At 69.0% G+C, this 18,954-nt stretch carries 31 protein-coding genes; 28 read left to right on the top strand and 3 right to left on the bottom strand.

Annotated elements, in window-relative coordinates; all coding sequences use genetic code 11:
• The first annotated feature begins 12 nt into the window (after positions 1-12).
• The 12 genes from AB0I18_RS15360 (at position 13) to AB0I18_RS15415 (ending at position 8,108) form a co-directional block, all read left to right on the top strand.
• Positions 13-678 carry a hypothetical protein gene (locus AB0I18_RS15360; RefSeq protein WP_363105949.1) on the top strand — a complete coding sequence of 222 codons (666 nt, stop codon included), beginning with the start codon at positions 13-15 and terminating at the stop codon, positions 676-678.
• Positions 678-1,028 (top strand): hypothetical protein, encoded by a 351-nt coding sequence (locus tag AB0I18_RS15365; RefSeq protein ID WP_363105950.1) that lies wholly within the window; start codon positions 678-680, stop codon positions 1,026-1,028. Before AB0I18_RS15360 ends, AB0I18_RS15365 begins: the two co-directional genes overlap by 1 nt.
• On the top strand, positions 1,025-1,432 hold the full coding sequence (locus tag AB0I18_RS15370; RefSeq protein ID WP_363105951.1) for a hypothetical protein: 408 nt from the start codon (positions 1,025-1,027) through the stop codon (positions 1,430-1,432). The genes AB0I18_RS15365 and AB0I18_RS15370 overlap by 4 nt, the downstream gene beginning before the upstream one ends.
• A gap of 103 nt (positions 1,433-1,535) precedes the next feature.
• Positions 1,536-2,075: a hypothetical protein gene (locus AB0I18_RS15375; protein ID WP_363105952.1), complete on the top strand. Its 540-nt coding sequence runs from the start codon at positions 1,536-1,538 to the stop codon at positions 2,073-2,075.
• A gap of 127 nt (positions 2,076-2,202) precedes the next feature.
• The gene (locus tag AB0I18_RS15380; RefSeq protein ID WP_363105953.1) at positions 2,203-2,535 is read left to right on the top strand and encodes a hypothetical protein; all 333 of its coding nucleotides are present in this window, start codon (positions 2,203-2,205) and stop codon (positions 2,533-2,535) included.
• Positions 2,532-2,729, top strand: coding sequence for a hypothetical protein (locus AB0I18_RS15385; protein WP_363105954.1), 198 nt, complete (start codon positions 2,532-2,534; stop codon positions 2,727-2,729). Before AB0I18_RS15380 ends, AB0I18_RS15385 begins: the two co-directional genes overlap by 4 nt.
• Positions 2,726-3,562, top strand: a complete 837-nt coding sequence (locus tag AB0I18_RS15390; protein WP_363105955.1) for a PD-(D/E)XK nuclease-like domain-containing protein — start codon at positions 2,726-2,728, stop codon at positions 3,560-3,562. Before AB0I18_RS15385 ends, AB0I18_RS15390 begins: the two co-directional genes overlap by 4 nt.
• Before the next feature lie 11 nt (positions 3,563-3,573).
• Positions 3,574-4,551: an ATP-binding protein gene (locus AB0I18_RS15395; protein WP_363105956.1), complete on the top strand. Its 978-nt coding sequence runs from the start codon at positions 3,574-3,576 to the stop codon at positions 4,549-4,551.
• Positions 4,552-4,629: 78 nt separating this feature from the next.
• Positions 4,630-5,004, top strand: a complete 375-nt coding sequence (locus AB0I18_RS15400; protein ID WP_363105957.1) for a hypothetical protein — start codon at positions 4,630-4,632, stop codon at positions 5,002-5,004.
• 100 nt (positions 5,005-5,104) lie between these two features.
• Positions 5,105-5,386: a hypothetical protein gene (locus tag AB0I18_RS15405; protein ID WP_363105958.1), complete on the top strand. Its 282-nt coding sequence runs from the start codon at positions 5,105-5,107 to the stop codon at positions 5,384-5,386.
• Entirely contained in the window at positions 5,383-6,348 is a 966-nt protein-coding gene (locus tag AB0I18_RS15410; protein ID WP_363105959.1) for a hypothetical protein, read from the top strand. The genes AB0I18_RS15405 and AB0I18_RS15410 overlap by 4 nt, the downstream gene beginning before the upstream one ends.
• A complete protein-coding gene (locus AB0I18_RS15415; RefSeq protein ID WP_363105960.1) occupies positions 6,345-8,108 on the top strand; it encodes a DNA cytosine methyltransferase in 1,764 nt (587 codons plus the stop codon). Before AB0I18_RS15410 ends, AB0I18_RS15415 begins: the two co-directional genes overlap by 4 nt.
• A 64-nt stretch (positions 8,109-8,172) precedes the next feature.
• Here the strand turns inward: AB0I18_RS15415 and AB0I18_RS15420 are convergent, their stop codons facing one another.
• Complete coding sequence (locus AB0I18_RS15420) at positions 8,173-8,412, bottom strand: hypothetical protein (RefSeq protein WP_363105961.1); 240 nt, start codon at positions 8,410-8,412, stop codon at positions 8,173-8,175.
• 182 nt (positions 8,413-8,594) lie between these two features.
• Between AB0I18_RS15420 and AB0I18_RS15425 the strand changes: the two genes are divergently transcribed.
• The 16 genes from AB0I18_RS15425 to AB0I18_RS15500 all read left to right on the top strand — a co-directional run bounded on the left by AB0I18_RS15425 (position 8,595) and on the right by AB0I18_RS15500 (position 17,706).
• Positions 8,595-9,785 carry an HNH endonuclease signature motif containing protein gene (locus tag AB0I18_RS15425; RefSeq protein ID WP_363105962.1) on the top strand — a complete coding sequence of 397 codons (1,191 nt, stop codon included), beginning with the start codon at positions 8,595-8,597 and terminating at the stop codon, positions 9,783-9,785.
• The gene (locus AB0I18_RS15430) at positions 9,782-10,024 is read left to right on the top strand and encodes a hypothetical protein (RefSeq protein WP_363105963.1); all 243 of its coding nucleotides are present in this window, start codon (positions 9,782-9,784) and stop codon (positions 10,022-10,024) included. Before AB0I18_RS15425 ends, AB0I18_RS15430 begins: the two co-directional genes overlap by 4 nt.
• Positions 10,025-11,344 (top strand): DnaB-like helicase N-terminal domain-containing protein, encoded by a 1,320-nt coding sequence (locus AB0I18_RS15435; protein WP_363105964.1) that lies wholly within the window; start codon positions 10,025-10,027, stop codon positions 11,342-11,344.
• Positions 11,341-12,090 (top strand): hypothetical protein, encoded by a 750-nt coding sequence (locus tag AB0I18_RS15440; protein WP_363105965.1) that lies wholly within the window; start codon positions 11,341-11,343, stop codon positions 12,088-12,090. Before AB0I18_RS15435 ends, AB0I18_RS15440 begins: the two co-directional genes overlap by 4 nt.
• Positions 12,091-12,194: 104 nt before the next feature.
• A complete protein-coding gene (locus AB0I18_RS15445) occupies positions 12,195-12,512 on the top strand; it encodes a MazG-like family protein (RefSeq protein WP_363105966.1) in 318 nt (105 codons plus the stop codon).
• Complete coding sequence (locus tag AB0I18_RS15450; RefSeq protein WP_363105967.1) at positions 12,512-12,778, top strand: hypothetical protein; 267 nt, start codon at positions 12,512-12,514, stop codon at positions 12,776-12,778. Before AB0I18_RS15445 ends, AB0I18_RS15450 begins: the two co-directional genes overlap by 1 nt.
• Before the next feature lie 60 nt (positions 12,779-12,838).
• Complete coding sequence (locus AB0I18_RS15455) at positions 12,839-13,105, top strand: hypothetical protein (protein ID WP_363105968.1); 267 nt, start codon at positions 12,839-12,841, stop codon at positions 13,103-13,105.
• 42 nt (positions 13,106-13,147) lie between these two features.
• Positions 13,148-14,089 (top strand): hypothetical protein, encoded by a 942-nt coding sequence (locus AB0I18_RS15460; RefSeq protein WP_363105969.1) that lies wholly within the window; start codon positions 13,148-13,150, stop codon positions 14,087-14,089.
• Positions 14,090-14,188: 99 nt separating this feature from the next.
• Entirely contained in the window at positions 14,189-15,220 is a 1,032-nt protein-coding gene (locus AB0I18_RS15465; RefSeq protein WP_363105970.1) for a hypothetical protein, read from the top strand.
• Positions 15,217-15,462 carry a hypothetical protein gene (locus tag AB0I18_RS15470; protein WP_363105971.1) on the top strand — a complete coding sequence of 82 codons (246 nt, stop codon included), beginning with the start codon at positions 15,217-15,219 and terminating at the stop codon, positions 15,460-15,462. Before AB0I18_RS15465 ends, AB0I18_RS15470 begins: the two co-directional genes overlap by 4 nt.
• Complete coding sequence (locus AB0I18_RS15475; RefSeq protein ID WP_363105972.1) at positions 15,459-15,776, top strand: hypothetical protein; 318 nt, start codon at positions 15,459-15,461, stop codon at positions 15,774-15,776. The genes AB0I18_RS15470 and AB0I18_RS15475 overlap by 4 nt, the downstream gene beginning before the upstream one ends.
• On the top strand, positions 15,773-16,087 hold the full coding sequence (locus tag AB0I18_RS15480) for a hypothetical protein (protein WP_363105973.1): 315 nt from the start codon (positions 15,773-15,775) through the stop codon (positions 16,085-16,087). The genes AB0I18_RS15475 and AB0I18_RS15480 overlap by 4 nt, the downstream gene beginning before the upstream one ends.
• Positions 16,084-16,428, top strand: a complete 345-nt coding sequence (locus tag AB0I18_RS15485) for a hypothetical protein (protein WP_363105974.1) — start codon at positions 16,084-16,086, stop codon at positions 16,426-16,428. The genes AB0I18_RS15480 and AB0I18_RS15485 overlap by 4 nt, the downstream gene beginning before the upstream one ends.
• A gap of 269 nt (positions 16,429-16,697) precedes the next feature.
• Positions 16,698-17,315 (top strand): hypothetical protein, encoded by a 618-nt coding sequence (locus tag AB0I18_RS15490; protein ID WP_363105975.1) that lies wholly within the window; start codon positions 16,698-16,700, stop codon positions 17,313-17,315.
• Positions 17,312-17,542 (top strand): hypothetical protein, encoded by a 231-nt coding sequence (locus tag AB0I18_RS15495; RefSeq protein WP_363105976.1) that lies wholly within the window; start codon positions 17,312-17,314, stop codon positions 17,540-17,542. Before AB0I18_RS15490 ends, AB0I18_RS15495 begins: the two co-directional genes overlap by 4 nt.
• Positions 17,539-17,706: a hypothetical protein gene (locus tag AB0I18_RS15500; protein ID WP_363105977.1), complete on the top strand. Its 168-nt coding sequence runs from the start codon at positions 17,539-17,541 to the stop codon at positions 17,704-17,706. Before AB0I18_RS15495 ends, AB0I18_RS15500 begins: the two co-directional genes overlap by 4 nt.
• 52 nt (positions 17,707-17,758) lie before the next feature.
• Here the strand turns inward: AB0I18_RS15500 and AB0I18_RS15505 are convergent, their stop codons facing one another.
• Together AB0I18_RS15505 and AB0I18_RS15510 are read right to left on the bottom strand one after the other, a co-directional pair.
• Entirely contained in the window at positions 17,759-18,073 is a 315-nt protein-coding gene (locus tag AB0I18_RS15505; protein ID WP_363105978.1) for a hypothetical protein, read from the bottom strand.
• Between the two features lie 393 nt (positions 18,074-18,466).
• Entirely contained in the window at positions 18,467-18,826 is a 360-nt protein-coding gene (locus AB0I18_RS15510; protein WP_363105979.1) for a hypothetical protein, read from the bottom strand.
• Positions 18,827-18,954: the final 128 nt, after the last annotated feature.

The following is an 18,954-nucleotide window of genomic DNA, read 5'->3' on the forward strand; positions in this document are numbered from 1 at the left end:
GGAGGGAATCCTGTGACGACCACGCTGGAACGCCTGGCCGCCGAGCCGAAACACGACCCATCGATCCTCCTTCCGAACGTGTGGTCCGAGTTGCTGCACCGCGTCGAGGTGCTGTGCCCGTGCGGCAGCACCTCGGGGGTCCGCAGCGGAGAGCTGACCACGCACGAGCCGAAGTCGACGTATGACATGAACGGCCAACGGCGCTCCGTGATCAGCGACGCGACCGGGATCGGCTGGACCTGCCGCTACAGCGGGCGCACCGTCACCCTGGACGCGGCCCTGGCGCGCGACAGCGTTCTCACTCCGGCCGAGAAGCGCGTCCGTGACACCACGCAGCACAGGCTCGAATCCGGGATCACGGACACCGCGCCCGCCGGGTACGTCCCGCCGAAGCCGATCGCCGAGCTGTTCGCGCTCGCCGACGCGAACGGGTGGACCGCGCAGCAGGCGTGGGCGCCGCGCGACGAAGGCTTCGTGATGAACATCCGAGTGAGTCGGGCGGCCGATCACGGCGCGAAGTGGCAATACAACCTGTCGTACTTCGTCGCTCCTGGCGTCGCCCGCCGGACCCAGTTCGGGCTGTCCGTCACCCCGGACCGCAGGGCTCAGCACGACACCCCGTCGATCAAGGCGATCCGCGCAGTCATCGAGCAGCACCCGGCGCCGGAGGGGGCGTGATGGTCGAGTCGAAGCTGACCATCCCGATCGACATCCAGAAGGGCTGGGGGCGGCAGGGCCAGTACACCGCCTCCATCGGACCGATCGCAGGCCGCGGCCGAACCATCGCCGAGGCGAAGAGCGACCTGCTGTCCAATCTGCTGGCAGCGCTCGCCGCCGGGTCGGTGGATCCGGCCTTCGCCCGCGACGACGACGGCGCGCTGATCGTCGCCGTGCAGGGCCTCGTCGGCGGCGTAACTCACTGGCGTGTCGGCGACGACAACCCGCGGCCGATCACCGGATGCGACGGACCGCCCCGCGAATCGCTGGAGACGACACCGCACTACACGGTGTTGGGGAGGCCGTCATGACCGTCCGCCCGCCGATAGTCGGCGCCGCCCTGTGGACCGCGGTCATGAAGAACGCCGGCGACCGCTGCGAGTGCCGCGGCGCGTGCGGCCAGAAGCACGACCCGAACCGCCGCGGCGTACAGAGCCGGTGCCCGCTGGAGAACGGCAAGCACATCAGCAAGAAGGGCAAGGTCGTGCTCATCGCGATGCCGCGCGACCCGATAGGTGAGGGCGACTTCACGACCGCAGCCCAGCTGCCGGCCCGGCGCCTGGCCGCGATGAGCACGACCTGCTATGACGCGGTGCTCGCCAAGATCCGCAAGGCCGAGAAGGCGATCCCGCCGCAGGACGACGGGCTGTTCGCCATCGACGAGTACGTCGTCAGCAAGGCCAGCCAGAAGCAGGCCGACGTGGGCGCCGCTTAGCTCCCGGCCGCCCGTCCGGTCAGGTACGGGCGGCCGGTGAATCAGAAACCCCCGAGCGGAGGCGCCGCCCGGGGATCCCGGATCGATCATCCCAGGAGAAGCGTTGAACATCGAGATCAAGGTCGACGACATCACCCTCGCCACCGTCGTCGCGGACGTCATGGACTACGACGAGGACGGTGGCCTCGTTTCGTCCGGCAAGGAGCGCACCGTCGCCGATCTGGTGGCCGCGCAGATCGTCGAGCGGGTCGTCCGTGACGACCGCTACCCGCGGCTGCGCGACAAGGTCACCGAGATCCGCGATGAGGAGATCCGGGCCGCGATCCGCCCGGCCATCGCGGAGGCAGTCACCCGGCCGATCAAGAAGACGAACGGCTACGGCGAGCCGACCGGACAGGAGACCACACTGTCCGAGGTCATCGTCGACGAGGCCCGCAAGTTCATGAAGGAGCCGGCCGACAAGTACCGGCGCGAGGCGGGCACCGTCCTCCAGCAACTGGTGCGGGCCGAAGTCGATCGGGTCTTCAAGGCCGAGATCGCCGACGCCGTCAAGCAGGCCCGCGACTTGGTCGCCGGACAGATCGGCAGCCAGGTCAGCGAGCAGATCGCGGGCGCCGTCAAGGCCGGACTCAAGGCCAAGTAGCCGACTGGCCCCACAGACCGGCGGCGCGTCGAGCCCCCCACTCCGCGCCGCCCAGGGCCGCCAGCCCTCACCAACCCCCCGGTCGGGGCTGGCGGCCCGCCTTCAGTGCACCCAGAAACGGAGAATCATGAGCACCAGCAGCCCCACCATTCCGCCGGACGTCGCCGCGCACGTCCTGAACCACTACGGCCGCGGCGGGCATCCGGCAGGCGACTGGGCGGAAGACCTCATCAGCCTCATCTCCCGTGCCGACAACCTCAACCGGGACCGCTTCGCCGCCGGATTCCCCGACTACGTGGCCGCGATCACCGCCATCAAGTACGACCCGAACGGCGTCGCCTACCTCCTCGACCTGGCCGCCGGACGTTGCCCGCGCTGCAAGAACTCCGACGGGCCCATCGCCGACGCCGGCCTGTGCGAAGCCTGCGCCCGCCCGATGCCCCTGGACGGTGCCGCGTGACCGCCGCAGCGAGCAGCGAAGAACTGGAAGAGCTGGTCGGCAACCTCGAAGACGAACTCTCCGAACTGCGCGACAACTACGCCGACGTGGCCAAGGAGCGCGACTCGCTGCAAGGGCAGGTCGACGACCTCACCGCGCGCATCGCGGGCGCCCGCGACGACATCGAGGACGCGCTTCGGGGGCTGAGCTCATGACGACCACCGTCGAAGCGCCAACTGCGGTCGAGCCCGGCCTGTACGACATCCCCGCCGAGCTGTATCACCAGGACCCCGTGCCCGGCGGCAGCCTCTCCTCAACTGGCGCCCGCAAGCTCGCCACCCAGTGTCCCGCCAAGTTCAAGTACTGGTCCGAGCACCCGCAGCCACCGAAGAAGGAGTTCGACCTCGGGACTGCGGCCCACACGCTCGTCCTCGGCAACGGTCCCGAGCTGGTCGTCGTCAACGCGGAGAAGTGGACCACCAACGCAGTCAAGGCTGAGGTCGCCGCGATCCGCTCCGAGGGCAAGACGCCGCTCAAGCCGTCCGAGCTGGAGCAGGTCAAAGCCATGGTCGCTGCCCTGCGGGCCGACCCCGAAGCCTCGGCACTCCTCGATCCCGAGTCCGGTGTCGCCGAACGGTCCGCGTTCTGGGAGGACAACGGCATCTGGCGGCGGGCCCGCTTCGACTGGCTGCGCCACGACGGCCAGCTCGTCGACTACAAGACCACGAAGTCGGCGAACCCCTTCGACCTGCCGAAGGTGATCCACGACTGGGGCTACCACCAGCAGCAGGAGTACTACCTCGACGCCGGACTGGCCCTCGACCTGATCGACCCCGAGAAGCCGTTCCAGTTCGTGCTGCAGGAGAAAGAGCCGCCCTACCTGGTAGTCATCACGACCTGCGACCCGATGGCCCGCGAAGTCGGACGCCACCTCAACACGGTCGCCCTCAACGCCTACGCCTTCTGCCGCGAGTCCGGCGAATGGCCCGGCTACATGCCCAACCCGATGGTCTCGCTCCCCTCGTGGGTCGAGCGCCAGTACGCCTAGGAGAAGCCCACATGACCCAGCCGCTCGGCCAGCCCGTCCGTGCAGGACGTCAGCAGCAGCCGCAGGCCAACGAGTACGACGACGGCCCGTTCACCTTCCGGCCCGCCACCAAGGACGGCGCCAAAGCGCGCGTCTCCATCCAGGGCGTCTCCGGCTCCGGCAAGACCTGGACGTCCCTCGCCCTCGCCCACGGCCTCGCCCTCGGTGAGCGGTTCGCGGTCATCGACACCGAACGCGGCTCCGCGTCCCTCTATATCGGCGACCGCGGCATCCAGTTCGACTCGCTGCCGATGCACCGCTACGACCCTCGCGACCTCGTCAAGGCGCTCGCCTCCGCCGCGAAGGCCCGCTACCCGGTCGTCATGGTCGACAGCCTCTCCCACTATTGGAAGGGCACTGACGGCACCCTCGACCAGGTCGAGAAGGCCAAGTCGAAGTACGGCGGGAACAGCTTCGCGGGGTGGAAGGACGGCACCCCCATGCAGAACGACATGGTCGAAGCGTTGCTCGCCTACCCCGGTCACGTCGTCGTGACGATGCGATCGCAGACCGAGTGGGTGTTGCAGGAGAACGACCGCGGACGCAAGGAACCGACCATGGTCGGGATGCGCGCCGAGCAGCGCAAGGGCATCGAGTACGAGTTCGGCGTCGCTGCGGAGATGGACATCACCAACCGGCTGCGATTCCTCAAGTCCCGCTGCCCGTCCCTGCACCAGCAGGTCATCGAGAAGCCCGACGGCGACCGTGACATCGCCAGGCCGCTCCTCGACTGGCTGAACGACGGCAGTAAGCCGCTCGACGCCAGCGCGTGGATCGATGCCGCGTTCGCGGACGACGCCACCGTCGACGGACTGCTCTCCCTGTACCGCGAAGTCGAGTCGCACAGCGCCCTCGCCACCCCGCTCCTGCACCCGCAGACCGGCCAGCCGACGACCCTCGGCGACGCCATCAAGGAGCGCGGCGTCGCGCTCAAGAACGCCCAGCAGTAGCCCGCACACGCAACGGGCCGGCCGCGGGCAATGCGGCCGGCCACCAACCCAGAACACCACAGCCTGGAGGAGCCCACCATGGCCCGCAAGCTCAACCCCGCCGAACGTCTCGCCTCCGCCGAGAAGGATGTCCTGCTGGAGGAGATCGCCGACCAGTCCTCGTGGGATCAGTTCATCGTCGAGCAGGCCGTCTTCCACTTCGGACAGCGGCACGACGAATGGTCCTGCAACGACCTCCGCGACGTGCTGCCGGAACTCGGTCACGGCTTCCTCGGCGCCGCTATCAACTCGCTGCGCGTCGGCGGAATCATCGCCCACACCGACCGCATGGTGCCATCCACGCAGGTCAACACGCATGCGCATCGCATCGCGGTGTGGACGCTCACCGACAAGGGCCACCGTATCGCCGCCGCACGACGAGCTGCCCGCGCCGACCAGAGGCGGGCTGCCTGATGTGCGACATCGCCCTGTTCTGCGGCCTGTTCGGCCTGCTCCTCGGCCTCGTCGCCGTCATCGCATCCATCGCCGACCGCAGGCACAGGAGGCGGACGTGATGGGCGAGGTCACCCCCGAGACGGTCAACGGCCTGGTCAACGCCTGGCTGTGGCTCGCCGACACCACCGAAACCTTCGGGCCCGGACTTGCTCTTGCGGGCGCCGCATGGGCGGTCCGGTGGGCGGGATGCCGGGCCATCGACTACGCCTGCCGCCGCCACACGTTGGCCGCCTGGCGCCGACAACTCGACGAGCCGCCCATGCAGGCCGGACACGACCAGCCGGACCTCGAAGAGTGCACCGCCATCTGGAACGCCGACACCCGGAAGGAGAAGCCGTGACCAGGCCTATACCGCCCCACGGAAGCCAGGGCCGCTACAAGGGCACCCTGAGCGGAAGCCGCCCGCCCTGCCGCTGCCCCAAGTGCGTCGCCGGAGCCTCCCGGGCCGGTCAAGAACGCACACTCGACCGGCTGGCCGGAAGGCCCCGCCGCATCGACGCCGCACCCATCATCGCCCACCTGCACAAATGCATCGCGACCGGCATGAGCCAGTGCCTCATCGCCCGCCACGCAGACATCGACCAATCCACCATTAGTCGCCTCCTCCAGCGCCCCAACCCGAAATGCCAGCGCACCCAAGGCGAACGCATCCTCGCCGTCCGACCCGGCGACTTCAGCACCCAAGGGATGCGGCCCTCCATCGGAACGGTGCGACGCATCCGCGGTCTGTACGCGGCCGGCCACGGCCCGCGGAAGGTCGGCCAGATGATGGGCATCGCAGAGACCCGCCTCATCGACATGGCCCGAGGTATCTGCGAGCACGTCACCCTCAAGACCGACCTGGCCGTGCGGGAAGCGGTCGCTTCCCTCCACGCCCAGCCGGGTACCGACGTCCAGGCCCGTGCCCGCGCGCTACGTGAAGGCTGGCCGCCGCTCGGCGCCTGGGATGACATCGACGACCCGAACGCGGTCCCTGAGTGGACGGGCTTCTGCGGCACCGACCGCGGTTACTGGGCCCATCGCAACCAGCAGCTCCCCATGTGTGACCGCTGCACGAAAGCCCACGAAGCGTGGCTCGACAAGCACGCCGACCTCACCGTGCAGGAACTCAACCAGGCCCGCTTCCGGGCCCGTGCCGCCGCCTCCCACCGCGAAGCCGACCTCGCCCACGACGCCCGCGAGTTGATGCGGGTCTCCGGGCTCGACGTGGCGCTCGCCGCCGAACGGCTCGACGTCACACGGCAGCACCTCCAGCAAGCACTCGTCCGCCACCCCGACACCGAAACGGAGCTCGCCGCATGAGCGCCCGCAAGCCTGCCACGAAGCCCCGTGTCGCCACGCACCGGCCCGCCCAGCGCCGCCGCAGGTACCGCCACGACGAATACACCGCGGTCGACCTCTTCAGCGGCTTCGGCGGACTCACCAAAGGCATCGAGGACGCCGGATTCACAACGATCATGGCCGCGAACCACAACCCCTACAAGGTCCAGATCCACGAGGCGAACCACCCGGACGCCGAACACTGGATTGCAGACCTCGTCAACCCCGAATCCTCCGACTACCACTCCGCCCGCGACCTCCCGAGGGCCGATCTCCTCGCCGCCGGCGTGAGCTGCGTCAACCACTCCCAGGCCAACACGGTGAAGGCGTACTCGCAGCGGATGTCCCTGTTCGACCTGGACGACCCCGACTTCGACGCCCGCGTCACGAAGTCCGAACGCGACCGGGCCACCGCGAATTGCGTCCTGCACTACGCCGCCGAGCACCACCCATGGATCATCCTCGTCGAATGCACGACTGAGCTGTACTCGTGGGGCCCGGCGATCCCCGGCAAGCCGAAAATCGGCGACGGATCCACCTACCGCTGGTGGCTCCAGCAGTTCGACCTCCTCGGCTACCACGGCACCGTGCTCTACCTCAACTCCCAGTTCTTCGGCGTACCGCAGTCCCGCGACCGGGGTTACTGGATCTTCTGGGACAAGACCCTCCCCGCACCCGACCTCGACCACCGGCCCGTGTCCCGCTGCCACCACTGCGACAGGGACGTTGAAGCGGTGTGGACGTGGAAGACCGGCGTCCCGGAAAGCGGACGGGTCTGCTACGGCAAGCAGTACGAGTACCGGTGCCCCAGCTGCCGCCGCGCCGTCGTCCCGCCGATGACACCGTCGCTGGCCGCCCTGGACCTGAGCGACCTCGGGACGCGCCTCGGCGACAAGCCGGTCAAGACGTTCGCGGACGGGTTCGTCGGACCGCTTGCGCGGGCGACTATGGCCCGCGCGGAGCGCTGTCGGTCACGGTTCGCCGAGTTCCCCGCAGTGCTCATGCCGGCGAAGGCCGTGCACGGCAGCGAGCGGCACCCGTGGCAGCCGCTATCAACGCAGACCAGCCAGCAGGAGACGTCGATCCTGTCGACCGGCACGGTCACCTCGCCGATCGCGCTCGCGGTGGACAACTACCAGGGCGGCCCGCGCGGCGCTGATACCCCGCTGCCCACCCAGGTCGGCAGCGAGACGCTCGCCGTCGTCTCCTCCGGAGTCATCCCGTTCCGACAGAACACCGTGCCCACGATGCACAGCGAGGCCATGCCGACGGTCACCTCCGACCAGATCCCCGGCTTGCTCACCGCCGCCGGAATCATCAAGAACAACGGCTCCATCAATGAGGCGAAGTACCGCGCCCACCCCGTAACCAACCCGCTGGGAACCCTCGTCGGCTCCGCCGCCTCCCAGGCCCTGCTGTTCTCCGGATGGGCGCACGACGACCTCAGCAACGACCCGATGGCGCCGTTCATGGCGGAGTGGCGGGCCGCCCTCGCCGACCTGCCGTTGGAGGAGTGCTACTTCCGCATGATGGCCGCCCACGAGGTCGGCCGCGGGTGCGGCTTCGACGTCGACTTCCCCGAGCACAAGGGCACGTTCCGCGTCTGGGGATCTGCCCGCAACCAAGTCGACGGCTTCGGAAACGCCGTATCCAAGCAGGTCGGGACCTGGATCGGCGCCCGACTGCGGGCCGTCCTCCACACCTCCCAGGACCGCGGCCCAGAACTCGCCACCGCCGCCTAGCCCGGACACGACGAAGCCCCGCCGATGAGGCGGGGCCGGAGGAGAAGGAGGGGGAGCGATGAGGTCAGGACTCGGCGATGTTCTTCGCGGCGGCGATGTCGCGCTGCACCTTGGGGTCCGGTGCGATCTTCGCTACCCACTCGCGGGTCATGCCGGACCAGCGCGCCATGTCGGAGGGGCCCTTGCCTTCGGCGCGCCACTTCACGAACAGCTCCCGCAGGGCTGCGTCGTCGCGCTCGAACGCGGCTTTCGACCGCTCGCGCTTGCGGGCGGCGGCTCGGATCTCCTCCTCGGCGGTGGTCATGCAACTCATGTTGCCATGCGCGGTCGCGATTCCGCTACGCGATCGCGGTCATCACTCGCGCACAGCGTATGCGAACGGTATTCTCGTGTCTGGGGTCGAGAGATCACCGAGAACGGGCCGCCCTGAGGCCCTGGTTCCGTGCGCCTAGATCCCTGTCAACACCCTCAGGAAGAAGTCATCGAATGCCCCGCATCCGAACCGTGAAGCCCGAGTTCTGGGAGGACGAGCTCCTCGGCGTCATGCCCCGCGACGCGCGGCTGCTTTTCATCGCCACGTTCAACATGGCGGACGACGAGGGGATCCTGCGCTGGACGCCGGCTTACATCAAGGCGCAGGCGTTCATGTACGACGACGACTTGGCGATCGGCGACGTCGGCAAGCTCATGCAGTGCCTCGCCGACTCGGGCCTCGTCTTCCCGTTCATCGGGGGCGTGGCCCGTCAGCAGATGGCCGTGGTCGTCAACTTCCGCAAGCACCAAAAGATCAACCGGCCACAGAAGAGCAAGCTCCCTGCGCCGTCGCTGGGTAACTGGCAGGTTCGCGCGATGTATGCCCGGCGCGACGGTTGGACGTGCCAGCTGTGTGGCGGCGGCATCCCGGAGAAGCCGGTCAGTAACGACTCGCACAACCTGTCCATCGATCACATCCGGCCGGTGTCCGCGGGGGGCACCGATCACCCTTCCAACGTTCGCGCGGCGCACCAGGCGTGCAACAAGAGCCGTCGCGACACCCCGGACGGGGAGGAGTTCATTCCGCCCCGGAGCCTCTCCGGTCTTGAAGCCTCACTGAACGACGCACTGAACCGTTCACGGAACCATTCACTGAATGACTCAGTGAACGAATCTGACGCAGCGTTCAACTCAGACCGTCACGCGGATGCAGACAGTGAGGTTTCTTCACTGAACCATTCACTGACGGAAGGGAAGGGAAGGGAAGGGAAGGGAACAGGGAAGGGAACCCCCCACCCCCCCGCCTCCCAGTCATCCGACCGCCCCGCCGTCGTGCAGACGGGCGAGAGGGCCATCGAGGACCAGATGACCGGGTCCTTTCTCGACCGCTACCGCGCCGGCAACGCCTACAGCCAGCGACAGGTGCGCAAGGTCGTCGCCGACACCCTCGCCAACGGCACGAACCCAGACGAGCTCTGGAGCGCCTTGGAGCGCCTTGGCTCTCTGTCCAAGCCGGTGAGCCCCGGCACCCTCCAGTTCGCCTTCTCCGAGATTCGCGCCCAGAAGGCCAACAACGTCGTCGAGATGCGCCCCTCCACCGCCGACCAGCGCTTCGCAGCCGGCCAGGCCCTCGCTGCCAAATTCCGTGCGCAAGAACAGCGCGCCCTTGAGGCCGCGCCCGACGCCAACCAGGAGCCCGCATGACCCTCGCCGAAACGGCCGACCTGCTGTCCATCGCAGCCGCCATCGACAAGCGCACGCTCGGCGAATCCGACGTCGTCGCCTGGCAGATGGTCCTCGACGACATCCCGTTCGACGCCGCCCGCGACGCCCTGCGAGCCCACTACCGGGAGACGACCAAGCACGCCATGCCCGCCGACATCGTCCGCCGCACCAAGCCGAAGGCCGGCTACGAGTCCAACGTCGAAAAGGGGATCTTCTAAGTGACCGACGAGTTCGGCCCCGACTTTCCGCCGTTCGAGCGGAAGCCGCCCAACGACATCGACGCCGAGAAGTCGGCGCTCGGCTCCTGCCTCATGTCGCAGCGGGCCTGCGCCGAAGTCCTTGCCGCTGTCGCCCCCGAGGCGTACTACAAGCCGCAGCATGCGACGATCCACCGCGCCATCGCCGACTTGTTCGTGGCTGGCCAGCCCGTCGACCAGATCACCCTGGGCAAGTACCTGGCCGACCGCGGGGAGCTCAGCAAGGTCGGCGGCCAGTCGTATCTGGTTGAGCTCGTCCAGTCGGTGCCCACGCCGGGCACCGGTGGGTGGTACGCCGACATCGTCCAGGACCGTGGCCTGCGCCGGGCGCTGATCGAACTCGGCACCCGGCTCGTGCAGATGGGCTACAGCCCCGACGGCGAGACCAGCGAACTCATCGAACGCGCCGTCACCATGTCCCGGGAACTGCGGGACCGCACTGGCGACGAAGACGACATGCCGACCGAGGACATCCTCGACTTCGTCCAACACGAAGACACCTACGACTGGATCGTGCCCGGCCTCATCGAGCGCATGGACCGACTGATCCTCACCGCGGGGGAAGGCGGCGGCAAGTCGGTCCTGCTCCGACAGATGGCCGTCACCCTCGCCGCGGGCGTCCACCCGTTCGAGACGTGGAAGACCATCGACCCGATCAAGGTGCTGGTCCTCGACTGCGAGAACGGCGAAGCCGCATCCCGCCGCAAGTTCCGGCCCTTGCTCGCCGCTGCCGACAGCCTCGAACTGCCGGTCCGCCGCGGCCAGTTCCACATCCGCTGCCGCCCCGAAGGCCTCGACCTCACCCGGCCACAAGACCGGTCATGGGTGATGCGCCGCGTTGAGGACTTCAACCCCGACCTGCTGATCATCGGCCCGATCTACCGGCTCCACGCAGGCGACCCCAATAGCGAAGAGCTCGCCCGGAAAGTCTCCGTCGTCCTCGATGAAGCCCGCGCCACCGCCGGATGCGCCGTCTTCATGGAAGCCCACAGCCCCCACCACAACGGCTTCGGCCAGCACCGCACCCTGCGCCCCGTCGGCTCCTCGCTGTGGATGCGCTGGCCCGAGTTCGGTTTCGGCCTGCGCCCCGTCGAAGACGAGAAGTCCGCCGAAGACGGCGACGGCGCCCGCGGCCGTCGCTTCATGCCATGGCGCGGCATGCGCGACGAACGGGCCTGGCCGCAATTCATCAAGCAGGGCGAGAAGTGGCCGTGGATCTCCTACCGGCCCATCGACACCAACGAATTCACAGGCCACTCCGAGACAGGAGCCATCTGGTGAACGAGCAAAACGACTGGGAGGAGTACGTCGAGCAACTCCTCAAGGACTGCACCGACCGTCAGGCGACCGCGAACCTGCGCGCCGGGCGTGCGACGGACAGCAGCCTCGACGAGCAGGCCGGCATCGCAGCCCTCCCGACGATCTACCGAGGGACCGAGTTTCGGTCTCTACTGGAGGCCTCGTGGGCGGCAACCCTGGACTCCTTCGGCATCGCGTGGGAGTACGAGCCGGAGACCTTCGTCCTTCCGTCCGAAGTCCGGTACCTGCCTGACTTTCATCTGACCGAGATAGGCGTCTGGCTTGAGGTCAAAGGGCCCGGCATACCTCGGATCGAAAAGGCCTACGAGCTCGGCAAGATGCTCGCCTGCGGCTGCGAGGACCTCTCCTGCGCGTGCTCCTGGGCCGGTGGTGAAATGGTCATCATCGGCCACCCGCCCAAGCCGTTCGACCCGTGGAGCGACGAGAAGTACAGCCACTGGCCCGGCCGCTCGAAAGCCGAGATCGCCCGGAACCACGGCGGCTTCATCCGCTGGACATCGACACGCCGCCACAACTCCTGGCTGACGCGCTGCTCCGGCTGCGCGCGCATGTCCTGGGTCGAGGGCGTCAGGCTCCTCCGCTGCCCGGTATGCGGCGCTTCTTCCGAGTCCCAGCTCTACCGCGACTTCGAGGACGGCTTCGAGTTCGTCCGCCTTCCCTGGCTCTCCGCTGCATCCGTGCAGCCCGACGCGGGCGAGGCCGCCTGATGCGGATGTCGCCCGTTGATCCGCGCCCGGCGGGGACCGGGCGGCGACCAGAACGCGCGCCTGCCCGGCCCTCCCTCGCAACGAACTCACCGACAGGAGAACCGATGTTGAGCACCGAGCAGTGGGCCACGATCCGCGGCCTCGTCGACTGGCTGGACCGCAGCAACGGCCGCAGCCAACAAGAGATCACCCTCCGCCTGCTGAAGATTACCGAGGAGGCGGGTGAGGCAGCCCAAGCCTGGATCGGCGTCATGGGGCAGAACCCGCGCAAGGGCGTCACCCACACCCATCCGCAGGTGCAGGACGAACTCTGCGACGTCATCGTCACCGCCGCGGTCGCCCTGGCCAGCCTCGTCGACAACCCCGGCTACGTCCTCGACCAGAAGCTCGCGAAGATCACGGCCCGGTCGGAGGCGTCCTGATGGCCCGCCACATTCGTGCCGTCGCCGTCGACGCCGTCCTGGCCCGCAACGGCTACGAGCCGTCCGAGTTCGTCGACGGCGACTGGGGGCCCGGCTACCGCACCGCCCAGGACGGCCGCCGCCAGGTGAACGTCTTCCACGACGGGCCCGGCGAGCAGGACGGCATCGAGCGCTACCGGCTTGAACTGCAGGCCGCCGGCTACCACGTGATCCCCGACCAGCAGCCCGGCGGCGGACGGCGCCGACTCCACGTCACCAAGCCCTAACCCCGCCGGCCGCGCACCGAGACGACAGTCCAACGATCAACATCCACGCGAAGGAGCCCCGTGACCGACCTCCACCTGATCATCAGCCGCCCCGCGCCCGGCCACTGGCACGCCCGCCTCGACGTCGCCGAAGCCCTCGAAGCCGCGGGCTGGACCGGCGACGCACCCACCCTCCTCGGCAAGGACGGCGCCTTCTGGGGTGTGACGAGCGTCGACGACGACTCCAAGCTCACCTGCCCGAACGACACCGTCATCGAGTTCCCCGCCGGCACCCCGACCGTCGTGGTCGTCGCCGCCTGCCTCGCCGCCGCCGACCAGCCCGTCTGACCTGCCCTCCGGTTACCGACCAGCCCACCCCAGGAGACCGAAATGACCGACCCGACCCTCCGGATCCTCAGCCTCGGCGCCGGGGTGCAATCCACCAGCGTGCTTCTCCTCGCCGCCGAGGGACGCCTCCCCAAGCCTGACGCGGCGATCTTCGCGAACACCGGCTGGGAGCCGAAGAAGGTGTACCGCCACCTCGAACGCCTGAACCGCGAAGTGGCCCAGCCCGCAGGCATCCCGATCTACGAAGTGTCCGCCGGGAACATCCGCAACGACGCCCTCGACCCCCTCCACCGCTTCGCCTCCATGCCGCTGTTCATCAAGAACCAGGACGGCGGCGACGGGATGACCCGACGCCAGTGCTCGAACGAGTACAAGGTCAAGGTCATCAAGGCGCAGACCAGGGTGCTCCTCGGCTATCCGCACCCGAAGCCCGTGCCGCGCGGCGTGTACGTCGAGCAGTGGATCGGCATCTCCCGCGACGAGATCGGCCGCGCCAGCGACGCCGACGTGAAGTACATGCGCAACGCCTTCCCCCTCCTCGACATGGGGGGGGCGGCCGACGGCCGCGAAGGCTGGACCCGCGACGACTGCCAGCGCTACCTGAACATGCGCGGCTACGGCGACACCCCCAAGTCCGCCTGCATCGGCTGCCCGTTCCACGGCAACGCCCAGTGGCGTCGCATGCGGGACGAGGAGCCGGAGGAGTGGGCGGACGCGGTCGCCTTCGACCACGCCATCCGTTCCGGAAACGCGCGGGGCAACGCCAACGGGAAGCCGCTCCTCGGCGAGGCGTACCTGCATCGGTCGCGTCTGCCGCTCGACCTGGCGCCGATCGACCGGGTCACCGCGCACGAGTGGCGCCAGAAGCAGACCGACATCTTCGGCCAGATCGCCGATGCCGAGCTCGAAGAGGGCGACCCGGACGGCTGCTCGCCGTGGTCCTGCCGCTCCGGCCAGCCCGTGACCGTCGACCCTGCGGCTTGACCGACGGACAGCACCGGCCGGGCGCATCGGTAGTGCGCCCGGCCGGCACCTCGAACCCTACGCAGCCCGTCCCTGCACCCGACTGGAGAACCCGAACCCATGAACGCTGACCCGCAGACCCCGGCTACCCGGATCCGCGCCTATCTCGACGCCCTCCCCGGCACCGTGAACCTCGGCGCCGAGTTCGCCTACGGCAGCCAGTTCCGTTCGGAGGAGTGGCCGCACGACTCGTACCCGCTGACCCGGGATGACGTTGAGGCGCTGCTTGCCGAGCTGGCCCGTGCTCGGGCCGAAGTGCACCAGTACCGGACGGCGTTGCAGGGAGTCGCGCGTGCTGCTGCCGTGCCTGTTGCCGTACCGCCCACGGTGGAACGCCGCGACCGGTACGCGCAGGCGATCTGTGAGGCCACGGGCGAGAGGTGGCCCGCACAGGCGTTCTGGACGGAAGCGAACGCGGTGCTGGCCGTCGCGGACGCCGAGCAGGCCGCCATCCGCCGCGAGCGTGACCTCGCCATCGCCCACGACCGGCAGCCGTACCCGACCGCGTGGGCCTACGAGCAGGCGTGCGCAGCGCTGCATCGGAAGGAGGCCGCGATCGCCCGGGTGCTGGAGTTCGCGGCCAGCCTCGACGAGACCGGCCGTCAACTGGCCGGGCCGGAAGCTGTGCATCCGGTGGCCGCGCACATCCGGCACCTGCTCGACACGCAGCCCGTCGACAGCCCGAGCCGTGTGGCCGACGAGGAGCAGCAGCCCGAGACGCAGGCCGTGACGCTGCCGTTCACCCACGCCGACGACGACAGCGACCAACTGATCATCGGCGTCACCATGGCCTCCACGCTCGACGGCCAGGCGTCCATCGTCTACGTCTGCGCGCAGCAGTTCAGCGACGACGGCACGGAACAGACGACCGTCTACGTCCGACCGGAGCGCGTGGAGCAGGTCGTCACGGCTCTGCGGGCGGCGCGCAGCAAGGCGGAGGAGCAGCCCGCCGTTGTCGCCGAGCCCGGCAAGGAGTGCGCCGCGTCGATCTCCGGCAACTGCCTTGCCGAGGCCCAGTCCGAGACCGGATGCGCGACCGAAGACGGCGAGTGCATCTACGCGGGCCAGCCCGGCAAGGAGCCCACGTCGTGATCTTCGAGGCGATAGAGGCGATGGAGTACGTCGCCCACGCGCTCGCCGTGTGGCTCGTCATCGGCGCAGCGATCCTCACCGCCGTCGGCTGGGCTGCCGCGTGGGCAGCGCGTGCCGCATGGCGGCGCCTCACAGGGGCCAGGAGCGCCGTAGACGCCACGGAAGCCCCTCGCTGCCCTCAATGCGCTCCTGGCGCCCTAGAGACCCCGTACAGCGAATCCGGCTACCAGGAGGCAGCGTGAGCACCCACCGCCTCGACGTCCCCGAACTCCACCGCAGACTCGACGCCCACCGCCAAGACCTCGGCCTCACCTGGCGTGCCGTCGGACGCCAAGTCGGCCTCCCCGTCTCCACGTTCACCCGCATCAGCAAAGGCCGCAGTCTCGAAGCCGACGCCCTCGTCACCCTGCTGGTCTGGCTCGACCTCGACAACGAGATCGCCGTGCTCATCGAACCCGGCCAGCCCAAGGTCCCGTGCCCTGACTGCCGCCGCCTGTTCGAGCCGAAGAACGACGGCACCGTCCGCGCCCACAACTGCCCCGAGCAGACCGCGTGACCGCCGCCCGTCTCGCCCACACCAACCGGAGAACCACCGTGACCTACATCGACGACATCCGCACCGCACTCGACTCGCAGACACCCGGACTCGCCCCCGAACTCCTCGACCTGTACACCCTCCTCGCCCTCGTCCAAGGGCCGAACGTGCGACTCGCCGACATCCACGACGCGTGGGCCATCTGGCGCTCACGCACACGTCCGGACCACCGGTCGATCGTGCCGTTCAACGACCTCACCCCAGAGGTGCAGGCTCTTGACCAGCCCTACGCGGACGCCGTGGCCCGCGCCGTCACCGGAGGCCAGCCGTGATCACCTACCTGATCCTCACCGCCACCCTCAGCGCCAGCGCCGGCTTCACCCTCGGCTTCCGCATGCGGCCCTTCACCCCGCCGGCACCCGGCTGCCCATGCCGAGGCCAGACCGCACTCGACGCGCAGGCCACCGTCGAGCAGCGCGACGAACCCCACTGCGAAGACGTGATCCGTGGCGCCCGCCTCAACAGCCTCGGCGTACTCCTCTCCCGCATCGCCAACGGCATCACCCTCACGTCCGACGAGGCGCAGCTCCTCATCGACCACATCGACATAGAAGTCCGCGAAAGCACCACGGCCCGCGAGATCGCCAACAGCGCCACACGGAGGACCCGATGACCGCCCTCGACCGCCTCCGCCAACTCTGCGAAGGCCTCGCCGCACAACCACCCACACACCCCAACCCAACCCCCCACATCCTGTGCGCCCAGCACCACCCCACCAGCCACACCACCATCTGCGACCAGGCCGCCGGCCACGACACCCACCAAGGCGCCAGCCACGACCGGCGCGTCACCTGGACAACCGAGCCCCGACCCAACCCCGCCACCAACATCCGAAGCGACCAACACCCGTCGGCAGCCGGACGAACCCCTCAAGGAGACGACGTGACCGACCAGCCGGCACCCGAGACCAGCACCCTGTTCGTGCCCCCGGCCGCCCGCAACCTGCCCCTGGCCGCCCTCGACTCCGCCACCGCAGGCGCCGACATGCTCGACGCGACGGCACGCACCCCCACCGGCCGCAACCTGCTCGCCCACGCACTCGTGCAGCTCGCCCGCGACGGGTGGCTACGGGTTGAGCCGGGGGAGGGGTTCGAGCCGCGTGGCGGGGCGCCGTCGGCCGCCACGCCCCCGCAGGACGGACTCAGCGGCCCCCAGGACGGCCCGGAGGTGCCGGAAGCGGGCGCGGAGCCGCGAGGAGGGCCGAGCGGGGCGGAGACGGGCGTACAGGGCCGCGAGACGCTGCGGCAGCAGTACGCGGCAGCCATCGACGAGGTGACCGGAGGAATCTGCCCCGGCGACATCATCGACGCCGCCCTCGCCGTCCACCACCGCGACACCGCGCAACTGCGGCGCGAACGCGACATGGCGCTCACCGCCGCCGACGAAGCGCGCGGCCTCAACCAGCGCATCACCACTGAAGCCGCACGACGGGGCGTCATCAGCATCGACGGCATACGCCGCATCGGCGGCGTCACCGACCAGATCCAGGAGCAGCCGTGAAGGTCATCGTCAACTACGCCTGGTGCTTCTCCCACGGCACCCTCCACCGCTTCCGGTACCGGGAAACGCCCTGGTGCACCGCCCAGTGGGTTTCGCTCGACGCCTACAGCGAAGAAGCCGCACTCGCCGTCAAGCAGCGCGCATGGGGCGGCGCCCGCTTCCTCCACGAACTCCCCGCCGAACAGCAGCTGGCCATCGCCGGCGGCGAGGCAGGGGAGCAGCCGTGAACGTGATCGACCGCATCCGCGACCTCTGGGCCCGGCTGCACGGCAACACCCCGCGCTACTGCCACGACTGCCGGCGCCGCATCCGGGGCGCCTACCGCAGCGACATGGACGCGCCCGTCACCCGGCCCATCCACCGATGCTGGCCCGACTGCCCGCCGACCTGACACGACGACGCCCCCGCCCGGATCACTCCGGTACGGGGGCGCGCTGCTGCGTCTAGAACCGTCCCGTGCAGGCGAGGCAGATCCGTGCCGTACTCCACTCCGCAAACGACCGCTGGTACGCCTCAACGCCCGCATGCATCACCGCACCCCAGACGAGACCGCCCACCGCCACCAGCAGCCCGAGCAGTACCTCGCCAGACACTGCGAACGCGATACCCGCCGCTACCGCCAGCAGGGCCACCCAGTACCGGGCCTCGACCTTGCTCGGCGGCGCGTACTTCACCCGCAACGGCGACTCCGCCGGCAGCGCCTGCCAGTAGTGGGCGAGCTTCTCGATATTGGTCGACGAGCACGTCTTGCACTGCATACCAACCCCCGGCATCCGCACGGCACTTGACCGCAGGCTCGCCAACCGGGGGACGGGCGGCAAGTCGTACCGCCCGGTGTGTGAGCGGCGGCACAACCCAGACGCGGCAAGGGCCCCACCTGGCGCAGGCGGAGCCCTCAGGTAGCGGTGCGGCTACACGCTGGGAAGCTCATGCCATGACTCGGCTGCCAGCAATGTGAGGCGATCAAGCCTCGCGCGTGCGCACGCACTACGGCTGGGCTTCGCCCCGAAATATTTGCCTGCCGCGGAAGCGGGAGTGTTTGCCAGCCAGTGTTGAGTAACCCCGTGTAGGTCTTTTAGGGCCGCGTTCACGAAGTGTTCCGTCAGGAAGTGTTCGTGGTGGAAGGCTTCGCCACTGACACCTTCCAGAGGTCATCTCTCCGAGGTGTCGTAGACCGTCAGGATCGTCACGAAGTCCCCTGCTCCCGGCTTCCCCTTGGGGACCTTCGTCTTCACTCGGGTCATGTAGCCGACCGCCTCCAGCTCGGCGAAGGCCCGCCGGAAGGCCCGCTTGCTCTCGGCCTGGGCGCCGCGGTGCCGGTCGGCCGTCTCCCACAGCTTCGCCGCGTTGGTCTGCCAACCCGGCCGGTGCGCGAGCATCTGGATCAAGACCAGACGGGCGAGGGCACTCAGGCGCTCGTCGTTCACCAACTCGTTGGGGATTTGGACGAAGTTGTTCTTCGGCTTCGACCGCTCCACGATCAGCACGCGGTCACCGCCTGGTGGCGACATGGCGGTGTCATCGGTATCGTCATGCGTAGACCTCGCTTGGTGGTGAGGGTGAACGAAGCGGGTGGCGACCCGCTTTGGATAGGCGAACGGCCGGACGGAATGAGCCCCGTCCGGCCGCTGTCTTTTTG

Source organism: Streptomyces sp. NPDC050704, from assembly GCF_040654355.1.
Classification (GTDB): Bacteria; Actinomycetota; Actinomycetes; order Streptomycetales; family Streptomycetaceae; genus Streptomyces.